Genomic DNA, 19,321 nt, shown 5'->3' on the forward strand with positions numbered 1-19,321 from the left:
GGCGGCGGGGAGGTCAGCGGCGGCGGCGGCTTGCGGCAAGACGCACAGCGCCGCCACGCAGCCCGCCAGGACGGCACGGATCGAGAACATGAAGACTCCTGTCGCGACGGCGGCATGGCGCCATCGGCAAAATACGATAAGAACAGCGTTAATTAGCGTTAATTCGACGGCGGCGGCGTACTGGTCGTCACCTGCGGCGGCGCCGGCATCACGGTCGCCGGACGCTGCTGTTCCATCGGCAGCGGCGGCGGCACCAGGTTCGTTACCGGTGCGGGGGCTGGTGCCGGTGCAGGGGTGGCGGACACGGGTCCCGGCAAGGCCAGCGCCTTGTCGTCGGCCACCAGATCGATGCGTTTGCTTACGCCGCCATCGCGCAGCAGCACATGGCGCGCATGCACTTCCAGCACCGTCACGCCGGGCACCACCTCGGCGCCTTCCGGCAAGGCCACGGACGGCTTGCCATCGGTCGAGATGATGGCCACGCTGCCACGGCCATTACCGGCGGCGACCACGCCCTTGAGCTGGTAATTGCTGGCTGTGGCCACGCTGACCTGGCCGCCGAACAGCGAGGCGCCCGCCTCCACGCTGGCATCCTGCACCACCGGTACAGCCGGTGGATTGATGGGGCGCTGCGGCGCCTTGAACAGCTGCATGGCCCAGTAGGCCAGCGACACGGACAGCGCCACGACGGCGAGCAAACTTGTAAATTGAGGCAAACGCTTCATGGCTTCCTTGGTTTTCTTATCTGACGAGCTGATTGATTTCGATAATCGGCATCAGCACGGCCAGCACGATCAGCAGCACCACCACGCCCATGGCCAGGATCAGGGCCGGCTCCAGCAGGCCGGCGATGGTCAGCGTGCGGCGCTCCAGGTCCTGCTCCTGCGCGCTGGCCGCGCGTTCCAGCATGGCCGGCAGCTCGCCCGTGATTTCGCCCGCGCGTATCATGTGGATCAACATGGGCGGAAAATGCTTTTGCGCCGACAGCGCGCGCGCCAGGCTCACGCCTTCGCGCACGGCCCCGCTGGCGTCAGCCACCAGTTCCTGCATCGCCACATTGGTCAAGGTGTCGCGGCTGGTGTCGAGCGCGCGCAGGATAGGCACGCCGGAACCCGTGGTGATGGCCAGGGTGCTGGCAAAGCGCGCCGTATTCAGGCTGCGTTCGAACTTGCCGTACAAAGGCGCCGTCAGCAGCCAGGTATGCCAGCGCCGTTTCAATGCCGGCTGCTGCAGCGCGCGGCGCCAGGCGAACCAGGCGCCGGCGAGCGCGATGGCCACCACGATGCCGTAGTTGCGCACGAAGTCCGACAGCGCCAGCATGATCACCGTGAGCATGGGCAGCTTTTGCTTGGTATTGGCGAACACGGAAACGATCTGCGGCACCACGTAGGTGAGCAGGAAAATGACGATGGAAAACGCCACCACCGTGACGATGGCCGGATACGTAAACGCCAGCTTGACCTTCTGCACCAGCGCATTGCGCCGTTCGATATAGTCGGCTAGGCGCGAGAGCACGCGCGACAAATGGCCGATCTGCTCGCCCGACGCCACCAGCGCCCGATAGATTTCCGCGAAATCGCGCGGATGGCGCGCCAGCACGTCGGAAAACGCGGCGCCGCCGATCACTTCCGAGCGGATCGAGGCGATCAGGTCGCGCAGATACGGCCGCTCGGCCTGTTCCAGCAGCGCGGAAAACGCCTGCTCCAGCGGCAGGCCCGCTTCAAGCAAACTGGCCAGCTGGCGCGTGAACAAGGCCAGCTCGGTGCTGGACAGGCGCTCGCCGAAGCCGCGCCGCTTGGCCACGCCGGCGGCGTCGACCTGCGCGGCGATCGGTTCGACAGCCAGCGGCACCAGGCCTTGCACGCGCAGCTCGGCGCGCGCGGAACGGGGACTGTCGGCATTGAGCACGCCCTTGCGGGTGGCGCCCTGGGCGTCGACGGCTTCATAACGGAATGCGGGCATGGTGGCGGGCCTAGTCTTTGGTCACGCGCAGCAACTCGGCCTGCGTGGTGGTGCCGTCGCGCAGCCAGCGTTCGCCGTCCTCGCGCATGCCCGTCATGCCGTCCTGCAGGGCGACGGCGCGCACGTCCGCTTCCGACGCGCGGTTGTGGATCTGCGCGCGGATCTGCTCCGTCGTGCGCAGCAATTCATACACGCCCACGCGGCCCTGGTAGCCCGTCTGGCCGCAATGTTCGCAGCCGACCGCTTGCCAGTACTGGCCATCGAAGGTCTTGCATGAACCACACAACTTGCGCACCAGCCGCTGCGCCAGCACGCCGAGCAGGGACGACGACAGCAGGAACGGTTCGATGCCCATGTCGAGCAAGCGCGTGACGGCCGCCGAGGCGTCGTTCGTGTGCAGGGTCGCCAGCACCAGGTGGCCCGTCAGCGACGCCTGCACGGCGATCTGCGCCGTTTCCAGGTCGCGGATCTCGCCGATCATGATCACGTCCGGGTCTTGCCGCAAAATCGCCCGCAGCGCCTTGGCAAACGTCATGTCGATGCGGGGGTTCACCTGCGTCTGGCCTACGCCGGCCAGGTCGTACTCGATCGGGTCTTCCACCGTCAGGATATTCGTCGTCGTGGCGTTGAGCATCGACAGCGCCGCATACAAGGTCGTCGTCTTGCCCGAGCCGGTGGGACCGGTGACGAGCACGATGCCGTGCGGCTGCGTGATCAGGCCATCGAACTGCGCCAGCATGGGCGCGCTCATGCCCAGGTGCTGCAGGTCGAGGCGGCCCGCTTCCTTGTCCAGCAAGCGCAATACGGCCCGTTCGCCATGCCCGGTTGGCAGGGTCGAGACGCGCACGTCGACGGGCTTGCCGCCCACGCGCAGGGTGATGCGGCCGTCCTGCGGCAAGCGTTTTTCCGCGATGTCGAGCTGCGCCATGATCTTGATGCGGGAAATGAGCGAGCCGTGGATGGCTTTGCGGGGGCGCACCACGTCGCGCAGGCTGCCGTCGATGCGGAAGCGCACGACGGACGTCTGCTCGAACGGCTCGATGTGGATATCGGACGCGCCTTCGCGCAGCGCCTGCGTGAGCAGCGCGTTGATCATGCGGATGACGGGCGCGTCGTCCGACGACTCGAGCAAATCCTCGATGGCCGGCACGTCCTGCAGCAGCTTGGTCAGATCGAGGTCGGCGTCGAATTCATCGGCCATCTGCGAGGCGTCGCCGCCGCCGCCCGCGTAGGCGCCGGCAATGGCCGCATCGAGCTCGCCGCGCGGCAGCACCGTCAACTGGATCTGGCCGAAGCGGCGCGACACTTCGGCAATCGCCGCCGGCGCCGTCGACGCGGCCACCAGCACCTCGACGGGGGCGCCGTCAGTGGCGCCGGGCCGGGCCAGCAAGCCGAAATCGCGCGCGTAGGCGTAGGGAAGCAGATTACTCATGGCGACCCGATCACTTCTGCGGCTGTTGCTGTTGCTGATACTGCTGCAGCAGCGGCTGCGGCGGGGTGGCCGCGTTGGCCGGCGCGCCTGGCGGCGGTGTCGGCGCCGGCGGCACGGGGCGCGTCACCATGTTGCCGCCCACGGGTTGGCCATCCTGCAGGGCCGGCAGCACGGGCGTACCGAGGTCTTTCAGCATCAGGTTGCCCGTGGCCGGCACGGCGGCCGTCTCGGCCGAGCGCATGTAGTCGTAGCGGTCGGCCGCCAGGCTGCCGCTCTGCTCCTTGTTGCGCACGATGACGGGGCGCAGGAAGATCATCAGATTGGTTTTCTTGCGCTCGCGCGTCTGGTACTTGAACAGGTTGCCGATCAGGGGGATGTCGCCCAGGCCGCGCACTTTTTCCGCATTGTCGCCCGTGCTGTCTTCGATCAGGCCGCCGAGCACGATGATCTGGCCATCGTCGGCCAGCACATTGTTTTCGATCACGCGGTTGTTGATGGTGATGCCGCTGACGGCAGACGCCGTGGATTTGTCCACGCTCGACGTCTCGTGATAGATGCCCAGCTTGATCGTGCCGCCTTCGGAAATCTGCGGACGCACCTTCAGGGTCAGGCCCACTTCCTTGCGGTCGATGGTCTGGAACGGGTTCGTGTTGGTGCCGGCCGTGCTCGTGTACTGGCCCGTCAGGATAGGCACGTTCTGGCCCACCTTGATGGTCGCCAGCTCGTTGTCCAGGGTGATCAGGTTCGGCGTCGACAGGATGTTCGCGTTGCCGTCCGATTCCAGCGCATGCGCCACGGCGCCCAGGCCCAGCGCGCCGTTGATCTGCTTGAAGATGCCGACCGTCAGGCCGCCCGTCGGCAAGACCTTGCCGCCGCCCGTGGCGATGGCGGCGATGTTGTTGCTGGTGCCCGAAGCGAACGACTGCAGCGCGCCCACGCGGTAATTGCTGGTGCTGTCGCCGGACAGCCCTAGCCACTGCACGCCGAATTCGGACGCCTTGGCCGACGTCACTTCGACGATCAGCGCCTCGATGTAGACCTGGGCGCGGCGCACGTCGAGCTGGTCGATCACGGCGCGCAGGTTGCGGTAAACGGCTTCGTTGCAGGTCAGGATCAGGGTGTTGGTGGAAGCGTCGGCCTGGATGAATCCGGCCGCGCCGCCCGACGACAGCTGCTGCGGCCCGTTGCTCAGCGACGCGCCGCCCGTGGTCCCGCTTTGCGTATTGCCGCCCAGGCCAGTGCTGTTCATGCCGCTGTTGTTCTGGCTGATCTGGTTATTCGTATTCTGATTGCCGACGCCCTGCTGCGCCGTGGCGGCCGTGCCGTCCGAGGTCACCACCGAGCGCAGGGTCTGCGCCAGCTTGGTGGCATCCGCGTTTTTCAGGTACACCACGTGCACATTGCCCAGCTGCGTGGTGGGCTGGTCCAGCTTCGAGATCAGCGACTTGGCCAGGTTGGCGCGCGCCGCCGACGGCGCGCGCAGCACCAGCGAATTGGTGCGCGGGTCGGCCAGCACGGAGACCTTGCCCGCATCGCCGGTGGCGCCGGCACCCGCATTGCCGCCTTCCATCAGCTTGTTCACCATCGAAGCCAGGTCGGAGGCAATGGCATAGCGCACGGGGATGACGTCCAGGTCCGTCGAGGCGGGCACGTCGAGCGCGGCGATGATCTTCGCCAGGCGCTTGAGGTTATCGGCGTAATCGGTGATCACCAGCGAGTTGTTGCCCGGGTTGGCATTGATCGTATTGTTCGGCGAGATCAGGGGCCGCAGCACGGCCAGCAGGTTGGCCGACGATTCGTAGTTCAGGTAAAACACCTGGGTGGCGATCTGGTCGCCCTTCACCTGGCTGCTGCCGTTGCCCACCTGGGTCGGCACCGATTGAAGCTTGGCGTCCGCTTCCGGCACCACTTTCGCATAGCCGTCGCCGGAGACCACCGCATAGCCCTGCAGGCGCAGCGCGGAAGCCAGCAGCCCGAAGGCCTGCGACTTGCTGATCGACTTTTCCGACACCAGGGTAATCGTGCCCTTGACCCGCGGGTCGATGACGAAATTGATGTTGGTGTAATGGCCCACCGCCTTGATCACCGATTCGATGTCGGCGCCGACGAAATTGAGCGCCGCCTCATCGCCGGGCGCGGCCCAGACGGGCGCCGGCATGCCGGCCACGGAACAGCACAGCAAGGCGGCGGCCGACAGGCGGCGCAGCGAGAAGGAGGAGGTAATTGGGCTCACGGATGGTTTTTTCATTGTCTGAACTCTAAGGCGATGATGTTTTTTTCGCTATTGCTACGGCGCTGTCCCAGCAAATTCAACAAACTCGCCAAGGTCTCTTCATATCCTGCTGCGGCCTGGGCCTGGCCGGAAAACTGCATGCGCCCCTGTTGCAGGCTGCCGCTGCCATCGAGCAGCAGCGGTCCCTTGATGGAGCGCAGTGTCAACGTCGCCTGCTGCCCCTGCCAATCGAAATCGAGCTCGTAGCTGCCCAGCGGACGCAAGGACGACAGGCGCGAGGCCATATCCGTCATCTGCAGGGTGGTGCGGCCGACGGCGGAAAACTGCCGCTGCTCCAGTGCCAGTTGCAAGGTGCTCCACGACAGGCGCATGCTACCCGTCGGCGCCACGGTATTTAACGGCGCACCGAGTCCGCCCAGGCCATCGGCCGGCAGCAGCAGGGCCGCCGGGCTCACTTGCCAGTGCGACCACGAGCCGCGCAGGTTCACCGGCTGCGACAGCGCCTGCGGATTTTGCAATTCCACGTCCGACGATCCCCACAGCACCGAAGGCGAAATGCGCCAGCTGAAACGCCCCGGCAGCAGCGGCGTCACGGCGCCGTTCGCGCTGGCCGCCCCGCCGATAAAGGCCGAGCCGCGCCACAGGGTACCTTGCGCGTCGCCCAAGGTCAAACGTCCGCCCGTCTGCTTTTCCACGATACTGGCCACCCAGCCGGCCGGGAAAAACACCAGCAGGGTGACGCAGACGCTGACGATGATGGCCAGCAGCCAGCCAAGCAGGCGCATCATCGTGCCGCGCCCGGGCTCTGGTGCAGGGTCAGGCTGGCGTCGACCAGCCCTGCCGCCTTGGTCTGCCCCGTCTGCGCCGTGATCTTCGCTTCCTGCACGGCGATGCGGCCTTCGCGGCGCACGCCATCGAGCCACAGCATGACGCTGGCGAACGGCACGCCGTTCAGCTGCACGCGCGCATACTCGCCCGTCAGCGACAGCGATTGCGGCGTCAGGCCGCGCGCCTTGAGCGAGGCGTCGAGGCTTTCGCGACTCATGGGCGCCACCTGCACGGGCGCCTGGCGCGCCAGCTCGCCCGCTTCACGCGCCAGCGCCTGCAGCTGGGCCGCGTTCTGACGCAGCTCTGGCAAGCTCTTTTGCAAGGCGATGCGGCCCGTCCAGGCCGGTTCGAAAAACACGGCGTAGACGAGGGCCAGCCCCGCCACCACGGCGCCGATGCTCAAGAGCTTGCGCTCCTGCTGCGTGCGCTCGGCCCAGAAGGCCTGCACGGCCTGCTGCCGCCCCATCCACGCGGCGCGTGCCTTGTTCACTGCCGCACTCATGCTTTTGCTCCCGTGGCCGGCGTGATCTTCCACACGCCAGGCGCCGTTTCATTCAAGGCCAGCTTGCGCGCGGCCAGGCCGTCGCGCACCTGCGCCTGGGCGCTGGCGTCGACCATGTCCGGCTTCAGCTTGACGATCAGGCTGCGCTCGCGGTATTCCAGCGAGGCCACCACGCCGCGCCCGGCCAGGCCGCCCAGCGCCTCGCCCAGGGCCGCGCTCATGCTGGTGAAGTCATCCATGCTGGCCTGCCCGCTTTGCAGGCGGGCGGCGGCGATATTGCGCCGCATCTGCTCCGCTTCCAGCCCATACACGGGCGCTTCGTTCGGATATGCGGCCTTGAAGGTTTGCTGCATCGAGGTGCGCACGGTGGCCGCCTCGCGCTTCAAACGCATCCATTCGATATTCATGCCGGCCAGGTTGACGACCACGGCCAGCAGCGCCAGGCGCAGCGGCCAGCGCCAGCGGCGCCACTCGGTGGCCGATCCCGTCGGCGTGCCCAGAGCGCCGGCCAGATCCAGCCCCGCATTCCTTGCGCCGGCGATCCAGTGCGCCCAGTGGTCGGATTCCACCGTCATGCCATGCATGCCGGCGGCCAGCTGTTGATACTGCGCCAGCTCGGCCTGCGCCACGTAGACCGTCAGGGGCACGTCGCCGGCAAACGCGCGCGTCGTCAGCAGCGCCTGCTGCGGCTGGGCCGGCAAGACCAGGCCCAGCCCCTCTTGCGGCGCCTGGCGCAAGGCCAGCTCCAGGCTGTCGCCGGCCGCGTGCAAGGATGCCGTCACGCTGCCCGGCTGCAATGGCAGGCACAGCTGCGATGGCAGCAGCGCCACCTTGCGCGCGCCCTGCGCCAGCAAGGCTTTTACGAGTACCTCGGCCCAGGCGCGCTGCGCCACGGCCACCGTGCGCATGCCGGACGCGTCGGGCGCGCCGGCGGCCAGCAGGCAATCCTGGGCGTCGCCGAGGATGTGTTCTTCCACCAGTCCCGGCAAGGCCGCGCGCAAGCGGGCGCCGGCCAGCGGCGGGGTTTTCAGGCGCAGCAGGGTCACGTCGGCCGCCGCCAGCAACAGCACCACCTGCTTCGCGCCGGCGATCAGCTGGCCCAGGCCGCCCAGCGGCGCGCTGCCCTGCTGCAGCAAGGCGCCGCCGTCGCCGGCCAGCACGAAGGAGCAGGCGGGCGCGCTGTCGGTGGACGCCTTGGCCGGGTGACGGATATACAATATTGTCAAAGTGACTCGCTTTCAGCTGTTAATTTTCCCGCAGCCAGACCAGGCTGGTGGTGCGCTGCGGATCCGTTTTTCGATTGATGAGCGCCACGGCATCGAGGGCGGCACGGTCCAGCCGCACGCGGATGACGGTGAGGAAGTAGCGGCTCTTCACATCGAGTTCCACGCCTTCAATCAGTGCAGCATTAATATTATTCTGGAAATTTAACTTATCGACAAACTTTTTACGCGGATTGCTCAAGGTCAGGGCACTGGCCTCGGACAGCGACATCATCGTCACGGCCGCCAGCACCTCGGCCGGCGCCGTATTCACGTTGATCGGCGTCAATTCCGGCAAGATGATGACGACATCGCGCAGCTGCTCGATCATCTGCGGCGTATAGCCGGGCACGGCCAGCAAATCCTCGACCTGCGTGAACGCCACCGGTTCGCTGCCGCCGCCCGTGGTGGGCTTGGCGGCGGGCGTCTTGCCATCGGTGCCGCTGTCGGCCGCGCGTGGTTTCGGCCGCGCGCGCAGCACGGCATCGGCCGTCGCTTGCGCCAGGCCGCTATCGAGCTTCATGTTTGACAACAATCGCTGGTAAGCCAGCACCTGCTTCGGATTGATGCTGCCCGTGGCATCGACCAGGTTGGTGATATTGAAGCGCGCCTGCGCGTCGAGCGCGCGGCCCGAGACGGTGGCATCGAATTTTTCCGTGTCGACCTTTTCGCGATCCACGTAATCGTCGAGGCGCGCTTCCTCGATGGGCGTGGCCCACACGCCATCGAGCGCCGTCAGCGAAGGATTGTCCTGGCGCAGCCAGAAGCGGGCGAAGTCGACCATGCCGCGCATGGCCCACTGCGTCTGCAGGCGCAGGCGCTGGTTTTCCATCGAGCGCACCTGCACCTGCTGCTGCCAGAACAGGCTGGCGACGACGGTGATGGCCAGCGCCGTCAGCAGCAAGGCCGTGATGACGGCCACGCCGCGCTGGCGCGCAGGCAAGGAAATGCGGGGCGAAAAGCGCTTCATCCCGGCCCCAATAAAAAGACTTTGGACAGGCCCGCGTCCTGGCCCGGCATCTGCAAGGTCACTTCCAGGCCCGGCACTTGCGTCGAGATGGTGGCGCCCGCCGTCAGCACGTTCCAGGCGCCATTGCTCCAGCCGCGCATGACCATGCTGTCGACGCCGCGCATCAGGGCCACGTCGGCGCCGGAGGTATCGGTATCGTCGCGCGCCGCCTGCCACAGGGTGTCGAGCACGGCCAGGTCGCGCGTGCCGTTCGACTCGCGCCGCGTCAGCACGCCGCCGCGCAGGCGGTAAGTGACCACTTGCAACTGCTGCGGCTCCTGCTCGGAAGCGGCCAGGCGCACCAGGGTCAGGCGGTCATTCTCGGCCAGCAGGTTGACGCGGCCATTCAGCAATCTGGCGCTCAGGCCGGCGCCGGCCAGGTGATCGCAATCGCTCTGCATCTGGGCAAATGCCAGCTGCATGCCGCGCGCCTGCTCGAGCTGGCTGGTCAGCACTTCGCGCGAACGCATGATGCTGTCCAGGCCGCGCCAGCCCAGCACGGCGACCATGGCCAGGATACCGATCGCCACGAGCAGCTCGATCAGGGTGAAACCGCCGGCAGGGAGAGGACGGCGCGCCATCAGTCGTTGAACGCCAGTAATACCAGGCGCACGATGCGCCGGGCCGGATATTGCACGTCGTACACGTTCACGCGCACTTGGCGGATGCGGGGATTCGGCGTGGCGACCACTTCCTCTTCACAGATGAGTTTTAAGTCGCCCTGCGGGCAGTCGACCGTGCGCTTGCCCGTCTGCGGGAACGTCTTCGCCAGGCGCAGGCGCACCAGGTGGTTTTCCGCCGACCAGGTAGCCATCATGGCGCTGCGCAAGCCATCGCTGTTTTGCGTCAGGCTGCCGACGGCGCGCAAGGAGGCGCCCAGGGCCGTGCCGACGATGACGAGGGCGACCAGCACTTCCAGCAAAGTAAAGCCGCGCTGGCGGCGAAACGGGCGCCGCATCATTGCTCGACCGTGAAGTGGCCGATGCCGTCGGCGCGGATGGCCACGCTGCGCTCGCCGCTGGCCAGGGTCAGCACAAAAGGCTTGTCGACCGGTTCGCGGCCAAAGATGATGCGCAGCGGCTGGGCCACGCTGTTCGACGGCTGCACGCTGAGCAGCATGGGCGTGTTGGCAAACGTGCGCTCGCGCAGCAAATCGTCCTGCGTCACGGGTTGCCACAGCTTTTCATTGAGGACCAGGAAACGGTATTGATTTTCGTCCGCCTCGAACGCCACTTGCCGGCTGCGCACGATGGCTTCATCGCGCGCCAGCTGCAGCAGCAGGGCGATGCGCTCGGCTTCCTTTTGCAGCGCCTGCTGGCCGTTCGGCATGGCGTTGAGCGACACCAGGCCCAGGGTGACGCCGATGATGACCATCACCACCAGCAGCTCGATCAGCGTGAAGCCGCTGGCGCGTGGCCGGGGCAGTTCGCGGCCGGTGCTCATGGCAGGCATGCAATGGAAAACTTACAGTTCCCAGGAACCGATATCGGCATCGTCCCCGCTACCGCCAGGCTGGCCGTCGGCGCCCAGCGAGATCAGGTCGACTTCGCCCTTCACGCCCGGCGACAGGTACTGGTATGGATTGCCCCATGGATCTTTCGGCATCTTTTCCAGGTAGCCGCCCGCTTTCCAGCCATTCGCGGCCGGTCCCGTGGTCGGTTTTTCGATCAACGCCTGCAAGCCCTGCTCGGTGGTCGGGTAGCGCTGGTTATCCAGGCGGTACAGTTTCAACGCTTGCATCACGGTGGCGATGTCGACTTTCGCCGCCGCCACTTTCGACTCGCCCGTGCGGGCGATCAGCTTGGGCACCACCAGCGAGGCGAGGATGCCCATGATCACCACCACGACCATGATTTCGATCAAAGTGAAGCCGCGCGCGCGGCGCTGGCGTATCGGATGGTTTGCTGCGTTTTGCATATGAAAGAGAGAAGAAGGTGAGTAATGAGAGCAGAGTATAAAGCGGAAATATGACAAAGCCTGTCATATAGGGAAAAATTTGTGCGGGGGCTGTCAGGCCGGCAAGACCACTTCGCCGCAAACGGCGCAGCCGGGGTCGCGCGCGACGCGCATGCTGCTCCATTCCATGTGCAAGCCGTCGAGCAGCAGCAGCCGCCCGGCCAGCGATTCGCCCACGCCCATGATCAGTTTCAGCGCCTCGGCCGCCTGCATGGCGCCGACCACGCCGACCAGCGGCGCGAACACGCCCATGGTCGAGCACGCCTCGTCCGTGAACTGCTGCTCCTGCGGAAACAGGCAGGAATAGCAGGGCTGGGTGCCCGTGCGCGGGTCGAAGACGCTCACTTGCCCGTCGAAACGGATCACGGCGCCCGACACCAGCGGCACCCCGGCCGCCACGCAGGCGCGGTTGACGGCGTGGCGCGTGGCGAAGTTGTCGGTGCAGTCGAGCACGACCGTGCTGGAGCAGACCAGTTCGGCCAGGCGCGCGCCGTCCAGACGCTCCTGCAAGGCGATGATGTCGATCTCGGGATTGATGCCGGTCAAGGTTTCGCGCGCCGACAGCACTTTCGGCTGGCCCACGCGCTGCGTGGTGTGGGCGATCTGGCGCTGCAGATTGGTCAGGTCGACCGTATCGTCGTCGACCAGGGTCAGCTTGCCGATGCCGCTGGCGGCCAGGTACATGGCCGCGGGCGAGCCGAGCCCGCCCGCGCCGATCACCAGCACGTGGGCGTCGAGCAAGGCTTGCTGGCCTTCGATGCCGATCTCGTCTAACAGGATGTGGCGCGAATAGCGCAGCAATTGGGCGTCGTTCATGGCGGCGACTACGGCTTTTGCACAGGAATCTTCTTGTCGTCGGCCTTGATGTCGGAAGCGATTTCCGGCTTGGCGCCGATCTTTTCAACCTTGGCGTCAGTCTTGGCCAGTTGCACCGGCAAGCCCTGGAAGTGGTTCAAGGCTTGCTGCAGCTGGAAATCATCCTTGGCGCCGTACTCGAGCGGCTTGCGCTTTTTCGCCGTGGCGATCAGGCGCTGTTCTTCTTCCAATTGATCCTGCATGCCTTCCATGGTCGGCTTGGCCGCTTCCGGCTTGCCATCGTTGCTGCTCAAATGTTTTTCCAGGTCCGCTTCGCGCACGCGCAGGCTGTTCCAGCCGTCACCCTCGGCCGTTTCATCGACCAGCAAGTCGGGCACGATGCCGCGCGCCTGGATGGCCCGGCCTTTCGGCGTGTAGTAGCGGGCCGTCGTCAGCTTGACGGCCGTATCGGCCGTGATCTGGCGCAAGGTTTGCACGGAACCCTTGCCGAAGGTCTGCGTGCCGATGACGGTGGCGCGCTGGTAATCCTGCAAGGCGCCGGCGACGATTTCCGAGGCGGAAGCGGAGCCCGCATTGACCAGCACCACCAGCGGCACAGTTTTCAGCGCGGCCGGCAGCTTGGCCAGCGGGTCGGCCTTGGCGCCCGGCGGCGCATAGAATTCGCGGCGGCCATAAAACACCTGCTTCGATTCCGGCAACTGGCCCTTGGTGGACACGATCACGGAATTCCCCGGAAGAAATGCCGTCGCCACACCGATGGCACCCGGCACAACGCCGCCGGGATCGTTGCGCAAGTCCAGCACCAGGCCTTTGAGCTTGGGGTCTTGCGCATACAGCGCGTTGATCTTTTTGACCATGTCATCGACGGTCGGTTCCTGGAACTGGGCGATGCGCAGCCAGGCATAGCCGGGCGCGACCATCTTGGCCTTCACGCTCTGCACGCGGATTTCCTCGCGCACGATGGGGAAGACCAGCGGGCGGCTTTCGCCCTTGCGCGACATCGTCAGCACCAGCTTGGTGCCCGGCTGGCCGCGCATCTTCTTGATCACCTCTTCCAGCTGCATGCCCTTCAGCGGCAGATTGTCGAGGCGGGTGATGAAATCGCCCGCCAGGATGCCGGCCTTGGCGGCAGGGCTGTCCTCGATGGGCGAGACCACTTTCACGTAGCCGTCTTCCATGCTCACTTCGATGCCGATGCCGACGAACTTGCCCTGCACGCTTTCGCGCATTTCCTTGAAGGCATTTTTATCGAGGTAGACGGAGTGCGGGTCCAGCGACGAGACCATGCCGGAAATGGCTTCCGTTAAGAGTTTCTTGTCTTCCACCTTCTCGACATAATCGGACTTGATCAGGCCAAAGACGTCGGACAGCTGGCGCAACTCGTCGAGCGGCAGCGGGGCATTCGTGATTTTTTGCGCCACGGCCGGGAACTGCAGCGACATGCCGATGCCGGCCAGGACGCCCAGACCGATCAGGCCGATACTTTTGACTTTGATACCCATGTATTCTTCGCAATCTACAAATTCGCTGCCGCAGCAATGGTGGGAACTTAAAACTTCACCCAGGTGGCGGGGTCGAAGGCGCGGCCCTGATGACGCAATTCAAAGTATAGCCCTGATTCCTCGTTGCCGCCGCTGTTGCCCGCGCTGGCAATGGCGTCGCCGCCCTTGACGGCGTCGCCCACCCTTTTCAGCAGGGATTGGTTATTGCCATAAATACTCATGTACTGGCCGCCATGGTCGACGATGATCAAATTGCCGAAGCCGCGCAGCCAGTCGGAAAACACGACCCGGCCGCCGGCGATGGCGTGGATCTCGCTGCCCTCGCCCGTGCGGATGAACACGCCCTTCCAGCTGGGGCCGTCACCGCGCTTGCTGCCGAAGCGGGCGGCGATCTTGCCCGCCACGGGCGCGCGCAACTGCCCTTTCATGCTGGCAAAGGCGCCTGCCGGCGCGGCCGGGCCCAGGCTCGGGCGCTCCGGCTCCGGTTCCGGCTTCGGTTCGGGTTTCGGCGCCACCTTGGCCACTTGCGGCGGCTCGTCGTCATCGATCGGTTCCAGCTTCACGGGCGGCGGTGGCGGCGTCTGCGGCTTGATCTTGCCCGATTTGTTTTGTTGCTCTTTCGCAATACGTTCGCGTTCGGCCTGCGCCTGGGCGGCCTTGGCGCGCGCGGCCAGCAGGCGTTCGCGCTTTTCCGCGGCGACCTTGGCGTCGGCGGCCGCTTTCGCGGCGGCGCGCTGCTCGGCCAGCAATTGCTGGCGTTTCTTTTCGGCCGCGGCGGCGGCGGCCTGCTCTTCGATCAGTTTCGCCAGCTTGTCGACCAGGTTGCCCATGCGCTGTTCGTCGCGCTCGACATTGCCCACCTCCTTGCGCTGCGCCACCAGGCGCTGCGACAAGCTCGTCAGCAAGGCGGCACGGCGCGCCTTCTCCTGCACCAGCAGGGCCTTCTGGTCGCGCTCTTCCTGCGCGATTTCTTCCAGCTCGTCCTTGGCGTTCTGCACGTCCGCCTGGTTTTTCTCCACGGCCAGCAAGTTGGCGCGCAAGGCTTCCAGCAGGCGCGCCTGCGCCTGCGACACATACGCCATCAATTGCAGGTCGCGGTTGATGCGGTTCGGATTGTCGCCCGACAAGAGCAACTTGATGCGGTCTTCGTTGCCGGCGACATATTGTTCACGCAGCAACTTCGACAGCTGCGTCTTTTGTTTCTCGACGGTGGCCGTCAGTTGCTGGTGCTCCTGCCCCAGCGCCGTCAGCTTCACGCCCGTCTCGCTTTGCTCCTGCGCCAGGTCGCGCAAGGCGCGGTTGGCGTTGGAAATGGCTTCTTCCGACTCGGCCAGGGTATCGGCCGCGTCATCCTTGGCGCTTTCCGTGCGGCTGATGTCGCGCTTGAGCGCCGTCAGCTTTTGTTGCAATCCAGCACGTTGTGCTTCCGCGGCCGCTTTCTGCTTGCTGCGTTCGGTGGGCTTGGCACCCTGTGCGGCACCGCTCGAGAAGAGCAGCGCTGCACACAGCATGGCGCCGGCGCGCCACGCCGGCAGGGGTCGTTCAGCAGAGGGGGCGATCGCTGTGCCGCGGAAGAAAGACAACAAGTTACTTGGCCTTCCCTTGGTTCGCCACGGCCGCTTGCGCTGCCGCAATCGCTGCCGGGTCGCCCAGGTAGTAATGACGGATCGGTTTCAGGTCGGCGTCCAGTTCATACACGAGCGGCTGGCCGTTCGGGATGTTCAGGCCGACGATATCGCTGTCGCTGATGCCATCGAGCATTTTGATCAGCGCGCGCAGGCTGTTGCCGTGGGCCGAGATGATGATTTTCTTGCCGGCGCGGATGGCCGGGGCGATTTCTTCATCCCAGGCTGGCATCACGCGCGCCACGGTGTCTTTCAGGCATTCGGTCAGCGGGATAGCCGCTTTCGGCAAGCCGGCATAGCGCGGGTCATTGTACGAGGCGCGGTCGTCGTTCGCTTCCAGCGGCGGCGGCGGCGTGTCGTAGCTGCGGCGCCATACGAGGACTTGCTCGTCGCCATACTTGGCGGCTGTCTCGCCCTTGTCCAGGCCTTGCAGGGCGCCGTAGTGACGCTCGTTCAAGCGCCAGTCGTTCTTGATCGGCAAATACATCATGTCCATCTCGTCGAGCGCCAGCCACAGGGTGCGGATGGCGCGCTTCAGGACGGAAGTGTAGGCCACGTCGAACGTAAAACCTTCCTGCTTGAGGATCTGGCCGGCGGCCTTGGCTTCGTTGACGCCCTTTTCCGTCAGATCGACGTCGGTCCAGCCGGTGAAGCGGTTATCGAGGTTCCAGGTGGACTCGCCGTGACGCATGAAAACGATTTTGTACATAGTTCTATCTTCTCAAGGGGTTCAAATCAAAAAAGCAAAACGTAAAAAGACCTCGTCCAGCTTCTATTTTATAATGCGCGGATTGACTTAAACCATTGGACCCTACGTGAAATTCATTATCGACCACATTTTTCTGTTTGCCATCGTCATTATTTCCGGCGGCGCCCTCCTCTGGCCACTGCTGTCGATGCGCGGCAAGCGCGCGACCGTGCTGGAAGTCACGCAACTGATCAACCGTGGCAAGACCATCATCGTCGACGTGCGCAGCGCGGAAGAATTCGCCACGGGCCACTTGCCTGACGCAAAAAATATTCCGCTGCCGGAACTGGCAAAACGCCTGGGCGAGCTGGAAAAATTCAAAACGCGCCCCATTGTAGTGGTTTGCCAGAAAGGTTCGCGTTCGGCAACCGCCGTCGGCCTGCTGGGCAAAGCCAGTTTCGCTGAGGCAACAAGCCTGGAAGGCGGCCTCGACGAATGGAAAAAGCAGGGTTTGCCATTGAAAACCCTGTCGCTGGCGAAGTAAGCCGGCATTTAACTAGAAGGAATCATCATGACCGTCCCCGTAATTGTGTATAGCACCGCCGTGTGCCCGTATTGCGTGCGCGCCGAGCGCCTGTTGGAAGCCAAGGGCGTCGCCGTGCAAAAGATCCGCGTCGACCTCGACCCGGAAGAGCGCATCAAGATGATGGAACGCACGGGCCGCCGCACGGTGCCGCAAATCTATGTGGGCGATACCCACGTGGGCGGTTTCGACGATTTGTATGCGCTCGATCAAGCTGGCAAGCTCGACCCCTTGTTAAACGGCACGGCAGCCTGATATAAAGCGGGTTCGAGAAATTGCTTGGTTTTTTGTCGTATTGTTTTGATACAATTGCCCTCGCACCTGATCCGGCCGCGCCTATCCGGCGCGGCGTACATACCGCAAGCACCATATTTGAACGGTGTGCCGTTCTTGTCCTTTACAACGAAAGCGTTCCATGTCTGACGAAAACCTGCAACCAGTCTTCCAAATCCAACGCGTCTACCTGAAAGACATGTCGCTGGAACAACCAAATTCCCCAGCTATTTTCCTGGAACAAGAAGCACCAGCGATCGAAGTGGCTCTGGACGTGGGCGCCGCACCTCTGGCCGACGGCATCTTCGAAGCCACCGTGACCATCACCGTCACCGCCAAAGTCGGCGATAAAGTCGCTTTCCTGGTCGAAGGCAAGCAAGCCGGTATCTTCGAAGCACGCAATATTCCTGCCGATCAACTCGATCCGCTGCTGGGAATCGGCTGCCCGAACATCATCTACCCTTACCTGCGCGCCAACATCGCCGACGTGATCACCCGTGCTGGCTTCCCGCCAGTGCACCTGGCCGAGATCAACTTCGAAGTGTTCTACCAACAACGTCTGCAAGCCATCGCCGACGCTGCCGCCGCTGCTCCAGCAGGCGACGCGACGACGCACTAAGCTGCAGGCAAGACCCCGCCGGCCCCCTGGGGCTGGCCTGACACGGCGGCCTGGCCGCCGTGTTTCGTTAAGGTTCAAAAATATCATGTTGAAAAGTGCGCTCTTGAGCAAGTTCCGCTGGATAGCCGGCGCCGTGCTGTTGCTGGCGACCGCCGCCAGCCACGCCGTCGATTTCAAAACGGTGGGAGCCAACCCCGTGATCCTGTACGACGCGCCGTCCAGCAAGGGCGGCAAGCTGTACGTGGCGCCGCGCGGCATGCCGCTGGAAGTCGTGCTCAGCTACGGCGACTGGGTCAAGGTGCGCGACGCCAGCGGCGAAATGGCCTGGACGGAAGCCAAGGGCTTGTCCGCCAAGCGCAACGTCGTGGCGCGCGCCGCGAACCTCAAGGTGCGCGCCAGCCCCGACGACACCGCCTCCGCCATCATCCTCGTCGACAAGGGTGTGCTGCTGGAAATGAGCGAGCAAGCAAGCTCCGGCTGGGTCAAGGTGCGCCACAAGGATGGCCAGAGCGGCTACGTCAAGACCAGCGAAGTGTGGGGCCTGTAAGCCCCGCCCTGCGCACCGGGCGACCGGCCCGGGCGCCGCACCCGTTTCTTCCGCCCCACTGAGGTTGCATGCAAGTTTCTCCAGATACATCTCCCGCCGCCAAGGCCCTGCCCCGCAAGATCACCATCCTCGGCGCCGGCGCCTGGGGCACGGCCGTGGCCATGGCCCTGGCCGGCCGCCATGACGTGCTGCTGTGGGGCCGCAACGGTGAAGCCATGGCCGCCATGGCCGCCAGCGGCGAAAACAGTTATTTGCCGGGTTTCCCTTTGCCGCCGCAATTGCGCATCGGCGCCGATTTCGACGCCGCCGTCGCGCATGCCAGCGGCGAACAGGGCCTCTTGATCGCCGCCTGCCCCGTGGCCGGCCTGCGGCCCATGCTGCTGCAATTGAAAGACAAGGCCATCGCCAACCTGGTGTGGCTATGCAAGGGGTTTGAAGGGGGCACGGGCTTGCTGCCGCACCAGATCGTGCAGGAAGTGCTGGGCGACAATATCCCCGGCGGCGCCCTGTCCGGTCCCTCGTTCGCGCAGGAAGTGGCGCGCGGCCTGCCGTGCGCGCTGACCATCGCCTCGCACAGCGCCACCTTGCGCGGCGCCGTCGTCTCGGCCTTGCACGGCGGCACCATCCGCGTGTATGCGAGCGACGACCTGGTGGGCGTGGAAGTGGGCGGCGCCGTCAAGAACGTGCTGGCGATCGCCACCGGCGTGGCCGACGGCCTGGGCCTGGGCTTGAATGCGCGCGCCGCGCTGATCACGCGTGGCCTGGCGGAAATCACGCGCCTGGGCACGGCGCTGGGTGGCCAGACGGAAACGTTCATGGGCTTGACGGGCATGGGCGATCTGATTCTCACCTGCACCGGCGACCTGTCGCGCAACCGCCGCGTCGGCCTGGGCCTGGCGCAAGGCAAGGCGCTGGACACCATCGTGGCCGAGCTGGGTCACGTGGCTGAAGGGGTACCGTGCGCCAAGGCCGTGCGCGAACTGGCGCGCCGCCTGGGCGTCGACATGCCGATCACGAATGCCGTGGCCGGCGTGCTGTTCGATGGCGATTTGCCGCACGTGATGGTGCAGCAGTTGCTGTCGCGCGATCCGCGCGCCGAAGCGGCCTAAGGCGGCCAGCCCGCGCCAGGGGGAAGCTAGCGCCCCGCCTTGTGCATGAGTATAGTCAGTAATAAGAGACTGTCTGCGCGCGCTTCCAGCGCGTGCGCCTGGCCGCCGAGCAGGTACAGCATCTGCCCCGGCCCCAGCAGGTGCTCTGCGCCATGCGCCGTCACCGCCACCTGCCCTTGCAGGCACAGCAAGGTGATCTCGCCGAGCACGTGATGCTCGGGCATGGTCTTGCCCTTGGGCATGCACATGCGGATCAATTCCAGTTCATCCGTTTTGGCCAGCGCGATGGCGGAAAACTGCGACAGGTCGTCGCCGTCCCGGCGCAATACCTCGATCACCTGTCCTGAACTTGCGTGCTCCAGTGCCATCATGTGC

The 19,321-nt window shown here is 65.1% G+C and carries 22 protein-coding genes; 5 read left to right on the top strand and 17 right to left on the bottom strand.

Annotated features, from left to right (window positions below):
- Window positions 1-158 precede the first annotated feature (158 nt).
- The 16 genes from CBW66_RS18305 to gpmA form a co-directional block, all read right to left on the bottom strand.
- Entirely contained in the window at window positions 159-725 is a 567-nt protein-coding gene (locus CBW66_RS18305) for a type II secretion system protein N (protein ID WP_086139919.1), read from the bottom strand.
- 16 nt (window positions 726-741) lie between these two features.
- Window positions 742-1,962, bottom strand: coding sequence for a type II secretion system inner membrane protein GspF (gene gspF / locus CBW66_RS18310; protein ID WP_086139920.1), 1,221 nt, complete (start codon window positions 1,960-1,962; stop codon window positions 742-744).
- 10 nt (window positions 1,963-1,972) lie between these two features.
- Window positions 1,973-3,394: a type II secretion system ATPase GspE gene (gene gspE / locus CBW66_RS18315; RefSeq protein ID WP_086139921.1), complete on the bottom strand. Its 1,422-nt coding sequence runs from the start codon at window positions 3,392-3,394 to the stop codon at window positions 1,973-1,975.
- Between the two features lie 10 nt (window positions 3,395-3,404).
- The gene (gspD, locus tag CBW66_RS18320) at window positions 3,405-5,642 is read right to left on the bottom strand and encodes a type II secretion system secretin GspD (protein ID WP_086139922.1); all 2,238 of its coding nucleotides are present in this window, start codon (window positions 5,640-5,642) and stop codon (window positions 3,405-3,407) included.
- Window positions 5,639-6,415, bottom strand: a complete 777-nt coding sequence (locus CBW66_RS18325) for a type II secretion system protein N (protein WP_086139923.1) — start codon at window positions 6,413-6,415, stop codon at window positions 5,639-5,641. Before CBW66_RS18325 ends, gspD begins: the two co-directional genes overlap by 4 nt.
- Window positions 6,412-6,957, bottom strand: a complete 546-nt coding sequence (gene gspM / locus CBW66_RS18330) for a type II secretion system protein GspM (RefSeq protein ID WP_086139924.1) — start codon at window positions 6,955-6,957, stop codon at window positions 6,412-6,414. Before gspM ends, CBW66_RS18325 begins: the two co-directional genes overlap by 4 nt.
- Window positions 6,954-8,183, bottom strand: coding sequence for a type II secretion system protein GspL (gene gspL, locus CBW66_RS18335; RefSeq protein WP_230492281.1), 1,230 nt, complete (start codon window positions 8,181-8,183; stop codon window positions 6,954-6,956). Before gspL ends, gspM begins: the two co-directional genes overlap by 4 nt.
- Window positions 8,184-8,202: 19 nt before the next feature.
- The gene (gene gspK, locus CBW66_RS18340; RefSeq protein WP_086139926.1) at window positions 8,203-9,189 is read right to left on the bottom strand and encodes a type II secretion system minor pseudopilin GspK; all 987 of its coding nucleotides are present in this window, start codon (window positions 9,187-9,189) and stop codon (window positions 8,203-8,205) included.
- Window positions 9,186-9,809 (bottom strand): prepilin-type N-terminal cleavage/methylation domain-containing protein, encoded by a 624-nt coding sequence (locus CBW66_RS18345; protein ID WP_086139927.1) that lies wholly within the window; start codon window positions 9,807-9,809, stop codon window positions 9,186-9,188. The genes gspK and CBW66_RS18345 overlap by 4 nt, the downstream gene beginning before the upstream one ends.
- Window positions 9,809-10,186 carry a type II secretion system minor pseudopilin GspI gene (gene gspI / locus CBW66_RS18350; RefSeq protein ID WP_086139974.1) on the bottom strand — a complete coding sequence of 126 codons (378 nt, stop codon included), beginning with the start codon at window positions 10,184-10,186 and terminating at the stop codon, window positions 9,809-9,811. Before gspI ends, CBW66_RS18345 begins: the two co-directional genes overlap by 1 nt.
- Complete coding sequence (gene gspH, locus CBW66_RS18355) at window positions 10,186-10,680, bottom strand: type II secretion system minor pseudopilin GspH (protein WP_086139928.1); 495 nt, start codon at window positions 10,678-10,680, stop codon at window positions 10,186-10,188. The genes gspI and gspH overlap by 1 nt, the downstream gene beginning before the upstream one ends.
- 12 nt (window positions 10,681-10,692) lie before the next feature.
- The gene (gene gspG / locus CBW66_RS18360) at window positions 10,693-11,145 is read right to left on the bottom strand and encodes a type II secretion system major pseudopilin GspG (protein WP_070220887.1); all 453 of its coding nucleotides are present in this window, start codon (window positions 11,143-11,145) and stop codon (window positions 10,693-10,695) included.
- A gap of 93 nt (window positions 11,146-11,238) precedes the next feature.
- Complete coding sequence (locus tag CBW66_RS18365; protein ID WP_086139929.1) at window positions 11,239-12,000, bottom strand: molybdopterin-synthase adenylyltransferase MoeB; 762 nt, start codon at window positions 11,998-12,000, stop codon at window positions 11,239-11,241.
- A gap of 8 nt (window positions 12,001-12,008) precedes the next feature.
- On the bottom strand, window positions 12,009-13,502 hold the full coding sequence (locus CBW66_RS18370) for a S41 family peptidase (RefSeq protein WP_086139930.1): 1,494 nt from the start codon (window positions 13,500-13,502) through the stop codon (window positions 12,009-12,011).
- 47 nt (window positions 13,503-13,549) lie between these two features.
- Entirely contained in the window at window positions 13,550-15,013 is a 1,464-nt protein-coding gene (locus tag CBW66_RS18375; protein WP_086139931.1) for a murein hydrolase activator EnvC, read from the bottom strand.
- A 76-nt stretch (window positions 15,014-15,089) separates the two neighbouring features.
- Complete coding sequence (gpmA, locus tag CBW66_RS18380) at window positions 15,090-15,836, bottom strand: 2,3-diphosphoglycerate-dependent phosphoglycerate mutase (RefSeq protein WP_070313039.1); 747 nt, start codon at window positions 15,834-15,836, stop codon at window positions 15,090-15,092.
- Window positions 15,837-15,942: 106 nt separating this feature from the next.
- On the opposite strand from gpmA, the gene CBW66_RS18385 reads away from it, so the two are divergent.
- The 5 genes from CBW66_RS18385 (at window position 15,943) to CBW66_RS18405 (ending at window position 18,946) form a co-directional block, all read left to right on the top strand.
- Window positions 15,943-16,359 (top strand): rhodanese-like domain-containing protein, encoded by a 417-nt coding sequence (locus CBW66_RS18385; RefSeq protein ID WP_086139932.1) that lies wholly within the window; start codon window positions 15,943-15,945, stop codon window positions 16,357-16,359.
- Between the two features lie 27 nt (window positions 16,360-16,386).
- Window positions 16,387-16,653 carry a glutaredoxin 3 gene (gene grxC, locus CBW66_RS18390; protein ID WP_070220900.1) on the top strand — a complete coding sequence of 89 codons (267 nt, stop codon included), beginning with the start codon at window positions 16,387-16,389 and terminating at the stop codon, window positions 16,651-16,653.
- A gap of 160 nt (window positions 16,654-16,813) precedes the next feature.
- Entirely contained in the window at window positions 16,814-17,290 is a 477-nt protein-coding gene (gene secB / locus CBW66_RS18395) for a protein-export chaperone SecB (RefSeq protein WP_086139933.1), read from the top strand.
- An 85-nt stretch (window positions 17,291-17,375) separates the two neighbouring features.
- The gene (locus tag CBW66_RS18400) at window positions 17,376-17,837 is read left to right on the top strand and encodes an SH3 domain-containing protein (protein ID WP_086139934.1); all 462 of its coding nucleotides are present in this window, start codon (window positions 17,376-17,378) and stop codon (window positions 17,835-17,837) included.
- Window positions 17,838-17,905: 68 nt separating this feature from the next.
- Complete coding sequence (locus CBW66_RS18405) at window positions 17,906-18,946, top strand: NAD(P)H-dependent glycerol-3-phosphate dehydrogenase (RefSeq protein WP_086139935.1); 1,041 nt, start codon at window positions 17,906-17,908, stop codon at window positions 18,944-18,946.
- 26 nt (window positions 18,947-18,972) lie between these two features.
- Here CBW66_RS18405 and CBW66_RS18410 read toward each other — a convergent pair whose 3' ends face one another.
- A complete protein-coding gene (locus CBW66_RS18410; RefSeq protein WP_230492280.1) occupies window positions 18,973-19,317 on the bottom strand; it encodes a cupin domain-containing protein in 345 nt (114 codons plus the stop codon).
- Window positions 19,318-19,321 lie beyond the last annotated feature (4 nt).

The organism is Janthinobacterium sp. GW456P (assembly GCF_002127655.1).
GTDB lineage: Bacteria > Pseudomonadota > Gammaproteobacteria > Burkholderiales > Burkholderiaceae_D > Janthinobacterium.

Bases quoted from the DNA above. Each gene is read 5' to 3' on its own strand.
- CBW66_RS18400 (WP_086139934.1), top strand. From the start codon at position 17,376: ATGTTGAAAAGTGCGCTCTTGAGCAAGTTCCGCTGGATAGCCGGCGCC.
- CBW66_RS18370 (WP_086139930.1), bottom strand. From the start codon at position 13,502: ATGGGTATCAAAGTCAAAAGTATCGGCCTGATCGGTCTGGGCGTCCTG.
- CBW66_RS18325 (WP_086139923.1), bottom strand. From the start codon at position 6,415: ATGATGCGCCTGCTTGGCTGGCTGCTGGCCATCATCGTCAGCGTCTGC.
- gspF (WP_086139920.1), bottom strand. From the start codon at position 1,962: ATGCCCGCATTCCGTTATGAAGCCGTCGACGCCCAGGGCGCCACCCGC.
- CBW66_RS18365 (WP_086139929.1), bottom strand. From the start codon at position 12,000: ATGAACGACGCCCAATTGCTGCGCTATTCGCGCCACATCCTGTTAGAC.
- gspD (WP_086139922.1), bottom strand. From the start codon at position 5,642: ATGAAAAAACCATCCGTGAGCCCAATTACCTCCTCCTTCTCGCTGCGC.
- gspM (WP_086139924.1), bottom strand. From the start codon at position 6,957: ATGAGTGCGGCAGTGAACAAGGCACGCGCCGCGTGGATGGGGCGGCAG.
- secB (WP_086139933.1), top strand. From the start codon at position 16,814: ATGTCTGACGAAAACCTGCAACCAGTCTTCCAAATCCAACGCGTCTAC.
- gspH (WP_086139928.1), bottom strand. From the start codon at position 10,680: ATGCCTGCCATGAGCACCGGCCGCGAACTGCCCCGGCCACGCGCCAGC.
- CBW66_RS18345 (WP_086139927.1), bottom strand. From the start codon at position 9,809: ATGGCGCGCCGTCCTCTCCCTGCCGGCGGTTTCACCCTGATCGAGCTG.
- CBW66_RS18305 (WP_086139919.1), bottom strand. From the start codon at position 725: ATGAAGCGTTTGCCTCAATTTACAAGTTTGCTCGCCGTCGTGGCGCTG.
- CBW66_RS18405 (WP_086139935.1), top strand. From the start codon at position 17,906: ATGCAAGTTTCTCCAGATACATCTCCCGCCGCCAAGGCCCTGCCCCGC.
- gspG (WP_070220887.1), bottom strand. From the start codon at position 11,145: ATGCAAAACGCAGCAAACCATCCGATACGCCAGCGCCGCGCGCGCGGC.
- gpmA (WP_070313039.1), bottom strand. From the start codon at position 15,836: ATGTACAAAATCGTTTTCATGCGTCACGGCGAGTCCACCTGGAACCTC.
- grxC (WP_070220900.1), top strand. From the start codon at position 16,387: ATGACCGTCCCCGTAATTGTGTATAGCACCGCCGTGTGCCCGTATTGC.
- gspK (WP_086139926.1), bottom strand. From the start codon at position 9,189: ATGAAGCGCTTTTCGCCCCGCATTTCCTTGCCTGCGCGCCAGCGCGGC.
- CBW66_RS18375 (WP_086139931.1), bottom strand. From the start codon at position 15,013: ATGCTGTGTGCAGCGCTGCTCTTCTCGAGCGGTGCCGCACAGGGTGCC.
- gspI (WP_086139974.1), bottom strand. From the start codon at position 10,186: ATGCGGCGCCCGTTTCGCCGCCAGCGCGGCTTTACTTTGCTGGAAGTG.
- gspE (WP_086139921.1), bottom strand. From the start codon at position 3,394: ATGAGTAATCTGCTTCCCTACGCCTACGCGCGCGATTTCGGCTTGCTG.
- CBW66_RS18410 (WP_230492280.1), bottom strand. From the start codon at position 19,317: ATGATGGCACTGGAGCACGCAAGTTCAGGACAGGTGATCGAGGTATTG.